Source organism: Pseudomonas sp. A1230, assembly GCF_044218825.1.
Classification (GTDB): domain Bacteria; phylum Pseudomonadota; class Gammaproteobacteria; order Pseudomonadales; family Pseudomonadaceae; genus Aquipseudomonas; species Aquipseudomonas iridis.
The window spans coordinates 1,130,799-1,147,680 of sequence record NZ_CP162582.1; the positions used below are offsets into that span (position 1 = coordinate 1,130,799).

The following is a 16,882-nucleotide window of genomic DNA, read 5'->3' on the forward strand; positions in this document are numbered from 1 at the left end:
AGCACAATCCAGATTTTTCTTGCGCGACATCGGTCGTTTGCGGTCGTCCCCGTGGTGTTCCGCTTTACTCGGAACCCCGCGATCCCAGAGGTGTGTATGTCCGAATTCCAGCTAGTCACCCGCTTTGAGCCCGCCGGCGATCAGCCGGAAGCCATCCGCCAGTTGGTTGAGGGCATCGAGGCCGGGTTGGCGCACCAGACGCTGCTCGGTGTGACCGGCTCGGGCAAGACCTTCAGCATCGCCAATGTCATCGCGCAAATTCAGCGCCCGACTCTGGTGCTGGCGCCGAACAAGACCCTGGCCGCGCAGCTGTACGGCGAGTTCAAGGCGTTTTTCCCGAACAACTCGGTCGAGTACTTTGTTTCCTACTACGACTACTACCAACCCGAAGCGTATGTGCCGTCGTCCGACACCTTCATCGAGAAGGATGCGTCGATCAACGACCACATTGAACAGATGCGCCTTTCCGCGACCAAAGCGCTGCTGGAGCGCAAGGACTCGATCATCGTTACCACGGTGTCTTGCATCTATGGTCTGGGTAGCCCGGAAACCTATTTGAAGATGGTGTTGCACGTCGATCGCGGCGACAAACTTGATCAGCGTGCGCTGCTGCGGCGTCTGGCCGATCTGCAATACACCCGCAATGACATGGATTTTGCCCGCGCGACCTTTCGCGTACGCGGCGATGTGATCGACATCTACCCGGCGGAATCGGATCTGGAAGCCATCCGCATCGAGCTGTTCGATGACGAGGTCGAGAGTATTTCCGCGTTCGATCCGCTGACCGGCGAAGTCATCCGCAAGATGCCGCGCTTCACGTTTTACCCGAAAAGCCACTACGTGACGCCGCGCGAAACCCTTCTTGGCGCCATCGAGGGCATCAAGGTCGAGTTGCAGGAGCGTCTCGAATACCTGCGCAGCAACAACAAGCTGGTGGAAGCCCAGCGTCTGGAGCAGCGCACTCGTTTCGATCTGGAGATGATTCTCGAGTTGGGCTACTGCAACGGTATCGAAAACTACTCGCGTTACCTCTCGGGTCGCGACTCCGGTCAGGCGCCGCCGACCTTGTTCGACTACCTGCCGGCCGACGCCTTGCTGGTGATCGACGAATCCCACGTCAGCGTGCCGCAGGTCGGCGCGATGTATAAAGGTGACCGCTCGCGTAAAGAAACCCTGGTGGAGTACGGTTTTCGTCTGCCATCGGCGCTGGACAACCGGCCTATGCGTTTCGACGAATTCGAAGGCATCAGCCCGCAAACGATTTTTGTCTCGGCCACGCCGGGCAATTACGAGGCGGAGCACGCCGGTCGCGTTGTCGAGCAACTGGTGCGTCCGACCGGTCTGGTGGACCCGCAAATCGAAATCCGTCCGGCGTTGACTCAGGTTGATGATCTGCTCTCGGAAATCACCAAGCGTGTGGCGCTGGAAGAGCGCGTGTTGGTCACCACGCTGACCAAGCGCATGTCGGAGGATTTGACCGATTACCTCGCCGACCACGGCGTGCGTGTGCGTTATCTGCACTCGGATATCGACACAGTCGAGCGGGTTGAAATCATCCGTGACCTGCGCCTCGGCACCTTTGATGTACTGGTCGGGATCAACCTGTTGCGTGAAGGCCTGGACATGCCGGAGGTGTCGCTGGTAGCGATCCTCGATGCGGACAAGGAAGGCTTCCTGCGCTCCGAGCGCTCGCTCATCCAGACCATCGGCCGTGCGGCGCGTAATCTCAATGGCCGGGCGATTCTCTACGCCGATCGCATTACCGGTTCGATGGAACGCGCGATTGGCGAAACCGAACGCCGTCGCGAGAAGCAGATCGCTTTCAACCTGGCCAATGGCATCACGCCTAAGGGTGTGTTCAAGGACGTTGCCGACATCATGGAAGGCGCCACGGTGCCTGGCTCGCGCAGCAAGAAGCGCAAGGGCATGGCCAAGGCCGCCGAAGAAAACGCCAAGTACGAGGCCGAATTGCGCTCGCCAAGCGAGATCACCAAGCGGATTCGGGCGCTGGAAGAGAAGATGTATCAGCTTGCTCGGGACCTGGAGTTTGAAGCGGCGGCGCAGATGCGTGATGAAATTGCCAAGCTGCGCGAGCGTCTTTTGGCTGTGTAATTGTGCGGTGAGCTATCCGCCCTCATCGCGGCCAACGGACCTGACGGACACAAACCTGGCTTAAATACCCTGCCCGCTGGAGCGGGGCGGGTGTCGCCTGTTACCATTCGCCGCTTATTGATCTTTGCTTTTCATTCTTTTCGAGACATGCCATGACCACCGTCCGCACTCGCATCGCGCCATCGCCTACCGGGGATCCCCATGTAGGTACCGCTTACATCGCATTGTTCAACTACTGCTTTGCCAAGCAGCATGGCGGTGAGTTCATCCTGCGGATCGAAGACACCGATCAGTTGCGTTCGACCCGCGAGTCCGAACAGCAGATCTTCGACGCCCTGCGCTGGCTCGGCATCGAGTGGAGCGAAGGCCCGGACGTCGGCGGCCCGCACGGCCCGTATCGCCAGAGCGAGCGCGGCGATATCTACCAGAAATATTGCCAGCAACTGGTTGAGCTGGGTCACGCGTTCCCGTGCTTCTGTACGGCAGAAGAGCTGGACCAGATGCGCGCCGAGCAACAGGCGCGTGGCGAAACTCCACGTTACGACGGCCGCGCGCTGCTGCTGTCCAAAGAAGAAGTCGCTTCTCGCCTGGCCGCTGGCGAACCTCACGTGATCCGCATGAAAGTGCCGAGCGAAGGCGTCTGTGTGGTGCCGGATATGCTGCGTGGTGATGTCGAGATCCCGTGGGACCGCATGGACATGCAAGTGCTGATGAAGACCGACGGCCTGCCGACGTACTTCCTCGCCAACGTGGTCGACGATCACTTGATGGGCATCACCCACGTACTGCGCGGCGAAGAATGGCTGCCGTCGGCGCCAAAACTGATCCTGCTTTACGAGTACTTCGGCTGGGAACAACCAGAGCTGTGCTACATGCCGCTGCTGCGTAACCCGGACAAGAGCAAGCTGTCCAAGCGCAAGAACCCGACCTCGGTGACGTTCTACGAGCGCATGGGCTTCATGCCGGAAGCGATGCTCAACTACCTGGGCCGCATGGGCTGGTCGATGCCGGACGAGCGCGAGAAGTTCTCGCTTCAGGAAATGGTCGACAACTTCGACCTCAAGCGTGTGTCCCTCGGCGGACCGATCTTCGACATCGAGAAACTGTCGTGGCTCAACGGCCAGTGGCTGCGTGATCTGCCGGTCGAAGAGTTCGCCAGCCGTTTGCAGACCTGGGCGCTGAACCCGGAATACATGATGAAGATCGCGCCGCACGTGCAGGGTCGTGTTGAAACCTTCAGCCAAGTCGCACCGTTGGCCGGGTTCTTCTTTGCCGGCGGCGTTAATCCGGATGCCAAGCTGTTTGAATCGAAAAAGCTCTCGGGTGATCAGGTTCGGCAGTTGATGCAGTTGATTCTGTGGAAGCTGGAAAGCCTGCGTCAGTGGGAAAAGGACAGCATCACTGCGACGATTCAGGCGGTGGTTGAGTCGCTGGAGCTGAAACTGCGTGATGCGATGCCGTTGATGTTCGCGGCAATCACCGGGCAGGCGAGTTCGGTGTCGGTGCTCGATGCGATGGAAATCCTCGGGCCGGACCTGACCCGCTTCCGTCTGCGTCAGGCGATCGACCTGCTGGGCGGCGTGTCGAAGAAAGAAAACAAAGAGTGGGAAAAACTGCTGGGCGCCATCGCCTGATTCCCCTGTTGGCGCGGCGGCACGCTGCGATCTTTTGACGTTGGTTTTTAAAAACAGGATCAAAAGATCGCAGCCTTCGGCAGCTCCTACCCTTCTGCGCAGGTTGTAAACCTCCCGAATTTACGGGGGGAGGGCGGTAAGTGATTGTTATGTCGGCAAAAAACTTTGATTTTTTTTAAAAATAAGTTTGACAGCCCTCCGAAGCGCCATTAAGATTCGCCCCGTCCTCAGCGATGACATCAACGATGAGGGGCTATAGCTCAGCTGGGAGAGCGCCTGCATGGCATGCAGGAGGTCAGCGGTTCGATCCCGCTTAGCTCCACCAATTTACACTTCAAGGTCTGGCCACACCGGCCTTGAAGCGATCAACACTCAGCGTTGATCAGTTGTATAGAAGGGTTTGCGTCCCCTTCGTCTAGTGGCCTAGGACACCGCCCTTTCACGGCGGTAACAGGGGTTCGAGTCCCCTAGGGGACGCCAGTTTTACAGAAGTGATGTTGCAAGATGTCACTCCGCCGCGAGGCGAAAAATCCGGGGCTTTAGCTCAGCTGGGAGAGCGCCTGCATGGCATGCAGGAGGTCAGCGGTTCGATCCCGCTAAGCTCCACCAATTTTACAAGTTCAAGGTCTGGCCACACCGGCCTTGAATCGATCAGCTCTCAGCACTGATCAGTTGTATAGAAGGGTTTGTGTCCCCTTCGTCTAGTGGCCTAGGACACCGCCCTTTCACGGCGGTAACAGGGGTTCGAGTCCCCTAGGGGACGCCACGATTACCCGCTCTGCGGGATTTATAAGGGTCATTCAATTATTGAATGGCCCTTTTGTTTGTCTGGCGTTTGGCCAACTCTCCTTTTTCCTTACACTGTGCTTCAGACCAGCGGTCATATCCTTGACTTGCAGAATATTATTATGAGAATAATATTCTAGTCGTAATATTCGGAGGCGACGATGAACGATAAAAAAGCTCAAACCCGCGAACGCATCCTCAAGGCTGCCAGCGCCGCACTGATCCAGCGCGGCCCGGCAGACCCAAGCGTGGGCGAAGTGATGGGCGCAGCCGGCCTGACGGTCGGTGGCTTCTATGCGCACTTCGAAAGCAAGGACGCGATGATGCTCGAAGCGTTCAAGCAGTTGCTGGGCCGGCGTCGCGACCTGATTGCCGACATGGACACCGAATTGACTGGCGAAGAGCGCCGCGCGCTGGTCGCTGCGTTCTACCTGTCGCGCAAGCACCGCGATTCCAGCGAATCGGCCTGTCCGATTCCTGCCTCCATTGGCGAACTGGGTCGTTTGCCGGAGTCGTTCCGCACCGCGCTGAACGAGCACCTGGAATTAATGATTGCGCAGTTGGCGTCCAGCCCTGAGGACACCGACAAAGCCTTGGCCGACGTGGCCTTGATGGTGGGTGGTCTGGCACTCGCAAGAGCGCTCGGCCCGGGAGACTTATCCGATCGATTGCTGCGCGCCGCCAAGTCGGCGGTGCGTTGACCTGAAGGCAGCACGCCTGAGGAGAGAGCGATGAACACGTTGAAGTGGGTTCGTGGCGTAAATGGCACCTTGGGCTGGATTGCACCGCAACGGGTGGCGAGCAAAATGCGCCTGGCGTTCATGACGCCGCGCGCGCTGCCACTGCGCGATTGGGAGTTGCCGCTGCTGGCCAGCTCAGAACGGATCACTTTGCGCTTCGGCCTCTCCGCGCTGCGTTGGGGGCACGGTCCGACGGTGCTGCTGATGCACGGTTGGGAAGGGCGACCCACTCAATTTGCTGCGCTGATCACCGCTCTGGTCGACGCCGGTTACACGGTGGTTGCACTCGACGGCCCGGCCCATGGTCGGTCGCCGGGGCGTGAGGCCAACGTTGTGTTGTTTGCCCGCGCCATGCTTGAAGCTGCTGCCGAGCTGCCGCCCTTGCAGGCTGTTATCGGTCACTCCATGGGCGGCGCCAGTGCGATGCTCGCCGTGCAATTGGGCCTGCGCACCGAAACCCTCGTCAGCATTGCCGCTCCCGCCCGCATTCTTGGCGTGCTGCGCGGATTTGCCCGCTACGTGGGGATGCCGCCCCGAGCGCGTTCCGCATTCATTCGCCAGGTCGAGCAAGATGTCGGCATGCGCGCCGCCACCCTCGACGTCGCGCACTATCAACTGGATATGCCAGGGCTGATCGTGCATGCCGAGGACGACAATTTTGTCTCGGTCAAGGAATCGCAATTGATCCACGAATCCTGGTTCGACAGCCGCTTGTTGCGCCTCGAAAGCGGTGGTCATCAACGCGTGCTGGCCGACCCTCGGGTGATTGATGGCGTGTTATCACTGCTGACCGGTCGCAGCCTTCAGGCGCGCCAATCGGCGTGAGCATCCGTTACACTGCCCCGGTTGAATAATCTGACCGGGAGTGGGGCATGAGCTGGGATCGGGCGACGCCGTTTACCATTGATCTGCAAGTGGGCGCCGAGGACATCGACGGGCTGGGGCACGCCAACAACGCGGTGTACGTGACCTGGCTCGAACGTTGCGCCTGGCGCCACTCGCAGCGTCTGGGGCTGGATCTGGTCGAGTACCGGCGGCTGGATCGCGCAATGGCCGTGGTGCGCCACGAGATCGATTACCTGGCGGCGGCCTATGAAGGCGACGAGCTGCAATTGGCGACCTGGATCGTCGATTGGGATCAACGTCTGAAAATGACCCGGCATTTCCAGCTGATCCGCCCAAGCGACCACGCGACGCTGCTGCGCGCCCAGACCACGTTCGTCTGCATCGAACTGTCCACCGGCAAGCCCAAGCGCATGCCGGCGGAGTTCATCGAAGGCTACGGCCCGGCCATCCAAACCCCAGAATCAGCGTGAATCCCTGTAGGTGGTCGTGGGTTTAACCTGCGCAATCCAGTAAACTGCCGCACGTTTTTCCTCAAGTAGTGTTTTCCCCATGCAAATTGCTCTGGCGCCCATGGAGGGGTTGGTCGACGACATCCTTCGCGACGTGCTGACCCGCGTTGGCGGCATCGACTGGTGCGTGACCGAATTTATTCGCGTCAATGACCAGTTGCTCACCCCAGCCTACTTCCACAAGTTCGGCCCGGAACTGCTCAACGGTGCCCGCACCGCGTCCGGCGTGCCGTTGCGTGTGCAGCTGTTGGGTTCTGACCCGGTGTGTCTGGCGGAAAATGCTGCGTTGGCCTGCGAACTCGGCTCCGAAGTGATCGACCTCAACTTCGGCTGCCCGGCCAAAACAGTCAATAAATCCCGTGGCGGTGCGGTGCTGCTCAAAGAGCCCGAACTGCTCAACCAGATCGTCGAGCACGTGCGTCGCGCCGTGCCTGCGCACATTCCCGTCACGGCCAAGATGCGGCTGGGCTTCGACAGCCCGGATGGCTCGCTCGTCTGTGCCACGGCACTGGCCGAAGGCGGCGCCGAGCACATCGTGGTGCACGCCCGGACCAAAATGGACGGTTACAAACCGCCCGCGCACTGGGAATGGATCCCGCGTGTGCAGGAAGTGGTCAAGGTGCCGGTGTTCGCCAATGGCGATATCTGGAGCGTCGAGGACTGGCGTCGTTGCCGCGAAATCAGCGGCGTGGAAGACATCATGCTCGGCCGTGGTCTGGTTTCTCGGCCGGATCTGGCCAGGCAAATCGCCGCTGCACGCGCCGGTGAGGAGGTGGTCGAGATGACCTGGGCCGAGCTGCTGCCACTGATCCAGGATTTCTGGTTGCAAGCCAAAGCGCAGATGACCGCACGTCAATCGCCGGGCCGTTTGAAGCAGTGGCTGGCCATGTTGACCCGCAATTACCCTGAAGCCACCGAGCTGTTTACCGTGCTGCGCCGTGAGACGGAACTGGATCACGTCTCGCGTTTACTTGGTCTGCCGGTCGCCGAAGTGGCCTGAAAAAAATCTGCAAATACTCTCTTGAAATCAAATCAGCGGTCCCTATCTAAGGGTTACGCGATGCCGAATTCGGGTCGCGGAGATAAAAAACCTTGCTGATTGTTTTCAGGAGATTTGAACCATGAGTACTGCATTTTCCCTCGCGCCACTGTTCCGTTCCTCGGTAGGTTTCGACCGCTTCAACGACCTGTTCGAAACGGCCCTGCGCAACGAACCAGGCAGCAGCTATCCACCCTACAACGTGGAAAAACACGGTGACGATCAATACCGCATCGTCGTAGCCGCCGCCGGTTTCCAGGAAGAAGACCTGGAGCTGCAAGTCGAGAAGGGCGTGTTGACCATCAGTGGCGGCAAGCGTGACGCCAACGAAGACGTGACCTTCCTGCACCAGGGCATCGCCCAGCGTGCTTTCAAGCTGTCCTTCCGTCTGGCCGATCACATCGAGATCAAGGCTGCCGATCTGAGCAACGGTCTGCTGAGCATCGACCTGTTGCGAGTGATCCCGGAAGAGGCGAAGGCCAAACGCATCCCGATCAACGGGACGCAAAAACCGGTTCTGCAGCACTGATTCACGCGAAGACACACAATCGTCTGAACAAGCGATGAGCCGCTGAACGAAGGCCCCGATACGTCGGGGCCTTTTTTGTGCGCGCTGAAAACCGGCTTTGCCGCCCGGCGGCGGTTTCTCTACAATCCGCCGCAGTTTTGCCGACCTCCTATTACTCACTCGGTCGGCCTGGAGCCTTTTTCATGGATGAGATTCAACAGCGTTGGCTGTGTGCCCTGTCTGCACCGATGGCGGCGCTCAATCCTGGAGCCGGGTACGACGATCCGGCTTTCTGCGACGACAACTACATCGATCTTAAAGACAGCTGGGGCATCGACAACCGGCAGCAGCTGTTCGACATGATCGAGCGCATGGCCGATGACGGCCATGCCACGCACCTCGAAGCGGCTTATCGGGCGTGGCAGCGTTGTCTGCCGGGTGAGTGGCAGGCATTGCTTGAGCGCCTCGAACCGCGAGAGCGCATCCTGCATGAGTTTGCCAGTCGCACGTTTGGCAGTTGCGGGCCGGGTGGGATCTTGTCCTGGGACTACGGGCGGATGGGGTTTCTCTTGCGTTGCGCCGTGCGCAACCAGTGGATCGATCTGGTAGAAAGCAATTGGTTGCATGGTCGTCTGGCCGTCAGAGCGCAATACCATTACGGCAGCTGGATGGCTTACTTCAATGGCTTCCTTGTCGGCCGTTCCTTCTGGTGTTGCTTAAGTAAAAGTGACGATGAGCTGGCGTTTGAACTGGATCGACAAGGGCAGAGTTCGCATAACCTGCTGATTGCCCGTGGGCTCGACCGGAACATCCCGCAGTTCCTCGCGGACTTGCCTTGGCAGATGGCGCTTGATCTGTCGCAACGTCCCGAATCGCTCAAGGAGTTCGACTGGTCATGAGTTGCTGGATCCGCTTGGGCATCGAACCCACCACCGACGAAACCCTCATTCGCAACGCCTACCGCACGCGCCTGCCGGAACATCACCCGGAGAGCGATCCCGAAGGTTTTCAGGCGCTGCGCATGGCCTACGAAAAAGCGCTTCGTCTGGCACGCGAAGGCGATGAAGAAGAACCAGAAGAATTCGAGGAATACGAAGAGCCGGAACAGACAATCATCGAGGTGCCGCAGGCCTTCGTGGATTTCTGCGAGTTGCTTGACGATCCTGTACGGCGCTTCGACTTCGCAGCCTGGCAGTCGTTTATCCGAGGTCTGGATCAACTGCCTCTCGAGTCTCTCGATGACCTCAGTTGGAGCTTGTACCATCGGCTGGCTGACGCCGGGCCGCTGTCCTATCGTTGCGCAAACCTGTTGGCCGAGCGCATGGCCTGGGACCAACAGTTGCTGGATCTGTCGTTTGACGACGCTCAGCGTGTTGAAGCATTTCTGCAACGGATCAAGGCGGGTGATCCGTTCGATACGGATCTGATGAGCGCCTGGTCAGAAGCCGCGCAGACCGAATCCCTGTGGTACGCGCGCAGTCTCGATTTTATCTTCGCCCACCGTCCGCTCCATGAATTCGTCGACTTTGCCAGTCGGCACACCTGCCTGCCGTTGCCGAACGATGAAATGTACATCAAACGGCTCGTGACGCAGTTCACTCAGGCGGGCATGGGTGGGGTAGGGCTGCTGCAATGTTGCGAAGAGCAGCAGGGCAAAAACCCTGAGGATGTCGATTGGCTCTACCTGCTCGCCTGTCAAAGCACTCTACTGGGCCTGGACGATCAGGCGTGGCCGTGCTGGATCCGGCTCTGGCAGGACTATCGTCATCCGACGGCCGAAAGCCACTTGATGGCAATGTGCGCAGAACGTCAGCCGGACTTTCTGCCGCTGCTGATTCAGGCATTTGATCGAGCGCAGGTTTTCAGTGACTGGTCCCGCGACCTCGACCATGTCAGTCAGCAATATGGCAGTCCTTCACAAAGGCCGGAAACCCTGGCGCGATGGATGGGCATTGGCAGTCTCGAACTTCAGGGTCTGGCCAAGGCCTTCGTCGACTGGCGCATGAGCGACGATGAGCTGCCGTTGCTGGCACTGTTGCTTGGCAATCATGACGACCCAAGGTTACAGCGACTCTATCGACATGCCTGGGCACTGCATCGCGGTGACGTGCCGCTGTTACAGCAAATGCTCGACGAACCGTTGCCGGTGGATGCCCTTGAGGCGTTGGTGCTGAGCGGATTCAAGCAACAGGCTGAGCAGCATGTGCGTTGGTTGACGCAAGCACCGATTCCGTTGGCGATGAGCGCCTACACCGATGCGAACGCGGATTCGCCCCAACTGCCCGAAGCCCTGAAGGAAGGTTTTGCGCACAGCCTCTGCCGACTCTGGTTACGCAGATTGCGTCCTTACAGTCGCACCGCGCTCGAGCGCATTGCCGAAGATTTCAAACTGAACGATGCGCACGCCACCCTCGATTTGTCAGAGCTGGCGCTGCTGCTGCAACTGAGCCAGGGCGATGTGCAGTTGCCGCCGCCGGGGGAGGCAGAGGCGCTATGGCAATGGCACGCTCAAACGCTGTTCCTGTTGGCATTGCTGGGGCAAACCGAGCGTTGGTTGCCATTGATCGATGCGCGATGGCTGGAGCAACTGCCTTTTAACCCGGCCCATCCGCTCAGCCGGTTGCAGCCGTTGCTGCAACGCTTACTGCGTGAACAGGGTAACTGCGAGGGCTTGCTCGGCCTGCTGCAAACGGCGGACCCGGTGCATGCGCTGCTGGCCCGACAAATGTGCGGTGTGCAGGAAGCGCTCGCCAGCCTGCGACTGTTGAGCAACGACCGCCTGTTCGAATGCATGCGCAGCGATCTGAGTGCATTTGACGATGATCTGCTGGGACGAATGCTCCTGACGGCAGTGCTCTATCACTGCGGACTGTTTGACGCCAAGCAGCGGCGCTTTCTGCTCGACAGAATTACCGAAATCGTCAATCCCCAGGATTGGTTCGACGGTTTCCGCCACAGTCTGATCAAAGGCGAGCCGGCGCGCCCACCACGCGAGGCTCTGGAAGACGAAGGCGTTAACGACATCGACGCGTTTTACCTGGCGCTCGACGTGCTCAAGGACCTGGTGCTTTACGGCAATGCCGGCGTGCCACGCCAGAAAACCCTGATGCGCCTGCAACGCGCCAAGGACGATACGCAGAACGGGCTCGGTTTACGGTTTGCCTTCAGCGCATTGCTGTCGTGGTCCGAACGCTTGTTGTTGGCCAAGGCCGACACACGCCCGGTCGCCGCCACAGCGTTCTGGCGCCTGGGCACACGGTTGGGGCGTGAGGCATTTGCCGGGCAGGTGATCGGTATCGTATTGCTGACGCCGCTGCTGGCATTGTTCAGTGGCTCAATGACTTCGGCCTTCGTTGTGTTGGCCGTGGCGCTGCTGCTGTTGCTCAGTGCCATGCTGCGGCGCCTGCACGACATGGGCCGAGGCGTCGCGACCTTTCTGGTGCTCGCGGGGCTGACGCCGGTTTTGCCGTTTCTGCCGCTGGTGCTGTTCGGTTTTCCTGGCGAGAAGCTGCCCAATCGCTACGGTGTGCCACCGGAGAGTTTCCGTGAGGATCCATTGTCCGGTGGATTGCAGGCAGCGTTGCGCCGGCTCATTGGCTAGAGGCGCAACTCATCGAGCGCGCTGTTGAGCTGTGCGCGGTGGCTGGCGATCTCTGACGATTGCTGGCCGCCGAGTACGGTGGTGAAACTGTGCAGCCATTCGGCAATGCGCTCGCGCTCCGTCCCCAGGCTCTGCATCCATGCGCGCTCCAGACGTGCCAGCAGCGTGCGGTTGGGTAATGCATCGCGCGGGTGAACCTTGAGCGCGGCGAGCCGGTCATGACTGTTTTTTCGGGCCTGTTCATCGAGTCCGGTGGGGCTGCGGTCGATGCTGTGACTGTACCGTGCACCTGTTTCCAGCAACGTGACGTCAACTTCGAGCAAGCCATTGATGTCGTAGCTGAAACGCACATCCAGTTGCTGCATGTGCTCGGTGGGCATCAGCGTGACATCGAAAGCGTCGATAAGAATGTTGTCGCGTACCCATGGACGTTCGCCCTGATACACCGCAATGCGGATTTTTTCCTGCCGCGGATGCGTCGTGTAATAGCGCTCCACCCGAGACGTTGGAATGATGGTGTTGCGTTCGATGATAGGTGAGAAGGCGCCTTCGATACCCTTGCCGCGCATAGTCTCGATGCCCAGCGTGTAAGGGCAGACGTCCGTCAGGATCAGCTCTTCCACCGCACCGTCGCGCGCCTTGCACGCCGCTTGCGTCGCCGCGCCGAGCGCGACAAGGGTGTCGGGATCCAGATGACGATAAGGCAGGCGCCCGAAGAGCGTGGCGACCATCTGCTGCACCGCCGGCATTCGCGTGGCACCGCCCACCAATACCAGGCTGTCGAGATCACGGGGCTTGAGCCGGGCATCGCGCAGGGCTTGTTCGATCGGTGCGCGCAAACGACCGAGCAGTGGTTCCCAGATCTTCACCGCAGCGGCTTCATCCAGCGACCATTCAAATGTCTTGTCGGCATGACGCCAGCTCAAATGCTGCGTGCCTTCACCGAGTTTGCACTTGAGCTGCTCCAGCGCATCACCCAGGCTGGCCATGCCCTGTGCATCGACCATTGTCGGGGTCAATTGCCAGGCCTTGAGGCAGGCCTGCAACAGCGCGGCGGTGAAATCTTCGCCGCCGAGGAAGTTGTCGCCGGTGGACGCATGCACTTCAATCAGCGGCAGCGCATATTCCAGCACCGTGACATCGAAGGTGCCGCCGCCCAGATCGAAAATCAGCGTGCGTTCGAATTTCTGCTCGTGCAGCCCATAGGCCATCGCGGCAGCGGTCGGCTCGTTGATCAGGCGCGTCACGGACAAACCAGCCAGTTCGGCGGCAAACAGCGTGCGTTTGCGTTGCTCGTCACTGAAATACGCCGGTACGGAAATCACTGCTTCGGATACCGGGTGGCCGAGAAAGGCTTCGGCGTCCTGCTTGAGTGAGCCGAGCACCAGTGCCGACAATTCTTCGGGGCTGAACTGACGACTGCCCAGTTCAATCTGCTTGTCGCTGCCCATGAAGCGCTTGAAAGCCGCGGCGCTGCGTTCCGGGTGTGTGGTCAGTCGGGCGCGCGCAGCTTTGCCGACCAGAATCGTGTCGTCTTCGTCGAGGCTGATCACCGACGGGGTCAGCACGTCGCCGAGGGCGTTGGGAATCAACCGGGCCTGACCGTCCTGCCAGACGGCGATAAGACTGTTGGTGGTGCCAAGGTCGATGCCCAGCAGGGCCGGGCGTGGGAGGGTTGCATCCTGCATGATTGATCTCGAAACGGCGCAAAAAACGCGACCCTACAGGTTGCCGCCAACACTGGCAATTGTTGGCCGGGTGCAAGCTGAGCGCGTTATGTCAGCAGCTTTTTCAAGTCCTCCAGCGGCAATGGCCGACTGTGCAGATACCCTTGGTACAAATGGCAACCCAGGCCCTGCAAAAACTCAAGCTGCTCCGGGGTTTCCACGCCTTCGGCGATCACTTCGAGTTTCAGGCTGCGGGCCATGGCGACGATGGCGCGGATGATCTCCGCGTCGTTCGGGTCAGTGGTCGCATCGCGGATAAACGACTGATCGATTTTCAATGTGTCCACCGGCAAGCGCTTGAGGTAAGTCAGCGATGAATAACCGGTGCCAAAGTCGTCCATGGCGAAACTCACACCGAGCTTTTTCAGGCGGCGCATCTTGCTGATGGTGTCCTCCAGGTTCTGGATGACGATGCCTTCGGTGATCTCCAGTTTCAGCAGCGAGCACGGCAGGCCGTGGCTGACCATGCTTTGTTCGATACGCTCGACGAAGTCGTTCTGGCGGAACTGGCGCGGGCTGATGTTGACGCACAAGCTGAAATTGAGCGGGTCGACCAGTTGCAGGGCGATCAGTTGTTTGAACGCCGAGCAGGCTTCATCGAGTATCCATGTGCCGACTTCCAGAATCAGACCGCTGTCTTCCAGGACCTTGATGAACTCGGTCGGTGACTGTGCGCCGAGTTTCGGGTGGTTCCAGCGCACCAGGGCTTCGGCGCCGATGATGCGGTTGTTCTGCGCGTCGATTTGCGGCTGGAAATGCACCCTGAATTCGCCGCGCGACAGCGCCAGGCGCAAGTCGGTCTCCATGCGCAGACGTTCGCTGGCCGCTTTCTGCATGGTGTTGTGATACATCTGCGTGGTGTTGCGCCCGGAATCCTTGGCTCGGTACAAGGCAATGTCGGCACGCTTGAGCAGGTCGGTCGGGGTAGAGCCGTGATCCGGGATCAGCGCCACGCCGATGCTCGGTGTGACTTGCAGGCGCTGGCCGTCGAGGAACATCGGTTCCGAGAGCAGTTCACGAAGGGTGTCGGCCAGTTCGCGTACCTGCAAGCTGACTTCATTGCGCGTGCCCTCCAGGCCGCTGAGCAGCACCACGAATTCATCGCCGCCCAGGCGCGCCACCGTATCCTCCATACGCACACTGGCTTCGAGCCGCGCCGTGATGATCTTCAGCACCGTGTCGCCGACCGGATGGCCAAGTGAGTCATTGATGTGTTTGAAGTGATCGAGATCGAGAAACAGCAAGGCGCCGCGCAGGTTGTGGCGTTTGAGCAGGGCGATCTGCTGGCTCAGTCGATCCATCAACAACGCACGGTTGGGCAGGTTGGTCAGCGGGTCGTGGTAAGCCAGATGGCGGATTTGTGCTTCAGCGTTTTTCAACAGACTGACGTCTCGAGCTGTCAGCAGCAGGCAAGCCGTTTCATTCAGGGTGATCGGCTCCACCGAGACTTCCACCGTGAGGATTTCCCCGCGCTTGTTGCGCCCGAGCATTTCCTGATGGTGCACGCGGCCCTTGATCTGCAATTCGGCGAGCAGGGCCGAACGCTGTTTCTCCTCGGCCCAGATCCCGACCTGATACACGGTTTTACCCACCACTTCATCGGCGCGATATCCGGTGAGGCGACAGAAACCGTCGTTGACCTCCAGATAGCGCCCGGTGTCGCGCTCGGTGATGGTGATGGCGTCGGGGCTGGAGTGAAACGCCTTGGCGAACTTCTCTTCACTGGCCTTGAGTGCCGCTTCCGAACGTTGCTGCTGGGTGATATCGCGCAATGTGGTGACGATGCACGGTTGATCGCCAACGCTGATCTGCCGACTGGAAATCACACAGGTCAACGACTGGCCGTCCTTGTGCTGGACGATGATCGCGACATTGCTCAGGCGCTGTTCGCGGATCACCCGTTCGATGCGCTGCAGACTTTTCGCCGATGCGTCCCACAGGCCGATGTCTTCGGCGGTGCGGCCGATTACGTCGGCGGCGCTCCAGCCAAAGGTCTGGGTGAAACTGTTGTTGATTTCGATGAACTCGCCGCTGTCCTGACGGGTGACGCAGATCGGGTCGGGGCTGACCTGGAACAGCGTGGCGAATTTCTCTTCCGAGGCCACCAGGCGTTGTTCGCGTTCGACCTGATCGGTGATGTCGAGCAAAGTGCCGGCCATGCGCAACGGCGCGCCATTGTCGTCGCGATAGAGGCGGGCGCGGCTTTCCAGATAACGTGAGCTGCCGTCCGGCAATTGCACGCGATACGTCAGTTGGTAATTGCCCGCCGGGCCTTCGCGCAGGCTGCGATAGGCGTCGCGCATGCTGTCGCGCTCCTCGCCGGGCACACCTTCGAAAAACTCGTCGAACGATTCATGGAACGGTTTCGGGTCGAGTCCGTGCAATTGCGCCGCGCGTGCCGAGCCATAGAGCATGCCGCTGGGAATGTGCCAGTCCCAGGTGCCGAGCTGCGCCGAGTCGAGCGCTAGGTCGAGGCGTTCCTGGCTGTCTTTCAAGGCGTGTTCCGCAGCTTTGCGCTCGGTGGTGTCGAGGAACGTGCTCAGCAGATAAGGCTGGCCTTCGAGTTCGACCTTTTGCGCACTGAGAATGCCGTCATGGATCTGCCCGTTACTGGCGCGAAACTGCACTTCCATGCTGATCAGTTCGCCCTTGGCCTTGGTCTTCTTGACCAGTTCGCCGCGCTGCTCAGGGTGCACCCACAGGCCCAGTTCCAGCGTGGTGCGGCCAATCGCGCTTTGCACCGGCCATCCGAACAGGCTTTCGAAATACTGGTTGGCTTCGCTGATCAAACCGTCTTCCTGGCGGGTCAGCAGCACCATGTTCGGGCACAGATGAAACAGCGTGGCGAAACGTTTCTCCGAACTGCTCAGGGCTTGTTCGCGTTGCCGCTGGTGCGTGATTTCGCGAATCACCCCAATCATTCGGGGGCGGCCGTTTTTGTCTGGCAGCAGGCTGCCGTTGATCTCCAGCCAATGCAGGCTGCCGTCGGGCCAGCGGATGCGGTGATGCATCGCCTGTTCCAGCGGGGCGCCGGCAATTACCGCGTGGAAGGCGCGCACGGTTTTTGCCCGGTCTTCGGGTGGTAGCAAATCCAGGTATTCGAGATCTTCCGGCAACGGCTGGCGCGGATCGAAGCCGAACAATGCCTGCGTGCCACGCGACCAACTGATCTGACCGCGCTCGATATCCCAATACCAGGCGCCGAGCCGCGCGCCGTTCAGCGCTGCGAGCAATTGCGGCGCGCTCTCCCAGCTCTGCTCGGAATGTCGCGGGTCAATCGCTTGAATGCGCGGCATCGGCGGAATTCGGTCAACAGATTTCGGCATTATCGACAGGCCTTGAGCGGGTGGTGGCGTTTTAGGCGCAGGGACAGCGGCTCT

The 16,882-nt window shown here is 59.9% G+C and carries 11 protein-coding genes and 4 tRNA genes; 13 read left to right on the forward strand and 2 right to left on the reverse strand.

Translation table 11 applies throughout. The features are described from left to right. Nucleotides 1-96 precede the first annotated feature (96 nt). The 13 genes from uvrB to AB4P97_RS05220 all read left to right on the forward strand — a co-directional run bounded on the left by uvrB (nucleotide 97) and on the right by AB4P97_RS05220 (nucleotide 11,775). Nucleotides 97-2,112: an excinuclease ABC subunit UvrB gene (gene uvrB / locus AB4P97_RS05160; RefSeq protein WP_042558591.1), complete on the forward strand. Its 2,016-nt coding sequence runs from the start codon at nucleotides 97-99 to the stop codon at nucleotides 2,110-2,112. A gap of 152 nt (nucleotides 2,113-2,264) precedes the next feature. Beyond that, complete coding sequence (gltX, locus tag AB4P97_RS05165; RefSeq protein WP_042558592.1) at nucleotides 2,265-3,746, forward strand: glutamate--tRNA ligase; 1,482 nt, start codon at nucleotides 2,265-2,267, stop codon at nucleotides 3,744-3,746. 249 nt (nucleotides 3,747-3,995) lie between these two features. Then, nucleotides 3,996-4,071 (forward strand) — tRNA-Ala (locus AB4P97_RS05170). Between the two features lie 79 nt (nucleotides 4,072-4,150). Then, nucleotides 4,151-4,226, forward strand: a tRNA-Glu gene (locus AB4P97_RS05175). Nucleotides 4,227-4,279: 53 nt separating this feature from the next. Continuing rightward, a tRNA-Ala gene (locus AB4P97_RS05180) sits at nucleotides 4,280-4,355 on the forward strand. Between the two features lie 81 nt (nucleotides 4,356-4,436). Then, nucleotides 4,437-4,512, forward strand: a tRNA-Glu gene (locus AB4P97_RS05185). Nucleotides 4,513-4,693: 181 nt separating this feature from the next. Further along, nucleotides 4,694-5,233 carry a TetR/AcrR family transcriptional regulator gene (locus AB4P97_RS05190; RefSeq protein WP_042558593.1) on the forward strand — a complete coding sequence of 180 codons (540 nt, stop codon included), beginning with the start codon at nucleotides 4,694-4,696 and terminating at the stop codon, nucleotides 5,231-5,233. A 30-nt stretch (nucleotides 5,234-5,263) separates the two neighbouring features. Beyond that, nucleotides 5,264-6,097, forward strand: a complete 834-nt coding sequence (locus AB4P97_RS05195) for an alpha/beta fold hydrolase (RefSeq protein WP_210703912.1) — start codon at nucleotides 5,264-5,266, stop codon at nucleotides 6,095-6,097. A 47-nt stretch (nucleotides 6,098-6,144) separates the two neighbouring features. After that, nucleotides 6,145-6,588, forward strand: coding sequence for a thioesterase family protein (locus tag AB4P97_RS05200; RefSeq protein WP_042558595.1), 444 nt, complete (start codon nucleotides 6,145-6,147; stop codon nucleotides 6,586-6,588). A 79-nt stretch (nucleotides 6,589-6,667) separates the two neighbouring features. Then, on the forward strand, nucleotides 6,668-7,627 hold the full coding sequence (locus AB4P97_RS05205) for a tRNA-dihydrouridine synthase (protein ID WP_042558596.1): 960 nt from the start codon (nucleotides 6,668-6,670) through the stop codon (nucleotides 7,625-7,627). A gap of 121 nt (nucleotides 7,628-7,748) precedes the next feature. Further along, nucleotides 7,749-8,195 carry an Hsp20 family protein gene (locus tag AB4P97_RS05210; protein ID WP_042558597.1) on the forward strand — a complete coding sequence of 149 codons (447 nt, stop codon included), beginning with the start codon at nucleotides 7,749-7,751 and terminating at the stop codon, nucleotides 8,193-8,195. A 182-nt stretch (nucleotides 8,196-8,377) separates the two neighbouring features. Continuing rightward, the gene (locus AB4P97_RS05215; protein WP_042558598.1) at nucleotides 8,378-9,073 is read left to right on the forward strand and encodes a DUF1266 domain-containing protein; all 696 of its coding nucleotides are present in this window, start codon (nucleotides 8,378-8,380) and stop codon (nucleotides 9,071-9,073) included. After that, nucleotides 9,070-11,775 (forward strand): DUF805 domain-containing protein, encoded by a 2,706-nt coding sequence (locus AB4P97_RS05220; protein ID WP_395602143.1) that lies wholly within the window; start codon nucleotides 9,070-9,072, stop codon nucleotides 11,773-11,775. The genes AB4P97_RS05215 and AB4P97_RS05220 overlap by 4 nt, the downstream gene beginning before the upstream one ends. Here AB4P97_RS05220 and AB4P97_RS05225 read toward each other — a convergent pair. Both AB4P97_RS05225 and AB4P97_RS05230 read right to left on the reverse strand, forming a co-directional pair. Next, on the reverse strand, nucleotides 11,772-13,463 hold the full coding sequence (locus AB4P97_RS05225; protein ID WP_395602144.1) for an Hsp70 family protein: 1,692 nt from the start codon (nucleotides 13,461-13,463) through the stop codon (nucleotides 11,772-11,774). The genes AB4P97_RS05220 and AB4P97_RS05225 overlap by 4 nt on opposite strands. 86 nt (nucleotides 13,464-13,549) lie before the next feature. After that, nucleotides 13,550-16,828: a PAS domain S-box protein gene (locus AB4P97_RS05230; RefSeq protein WP_395602145.1), complete on the reverse strand. Its 3,279-nt coding sequence runs from the start codon at nucleotides 16,826-16,828 to the stop codon at nucleotides 13,550-13,552. Between the last annotated feature and the right edge of the window lie 54 nt (nucleotides 16,829-16,882).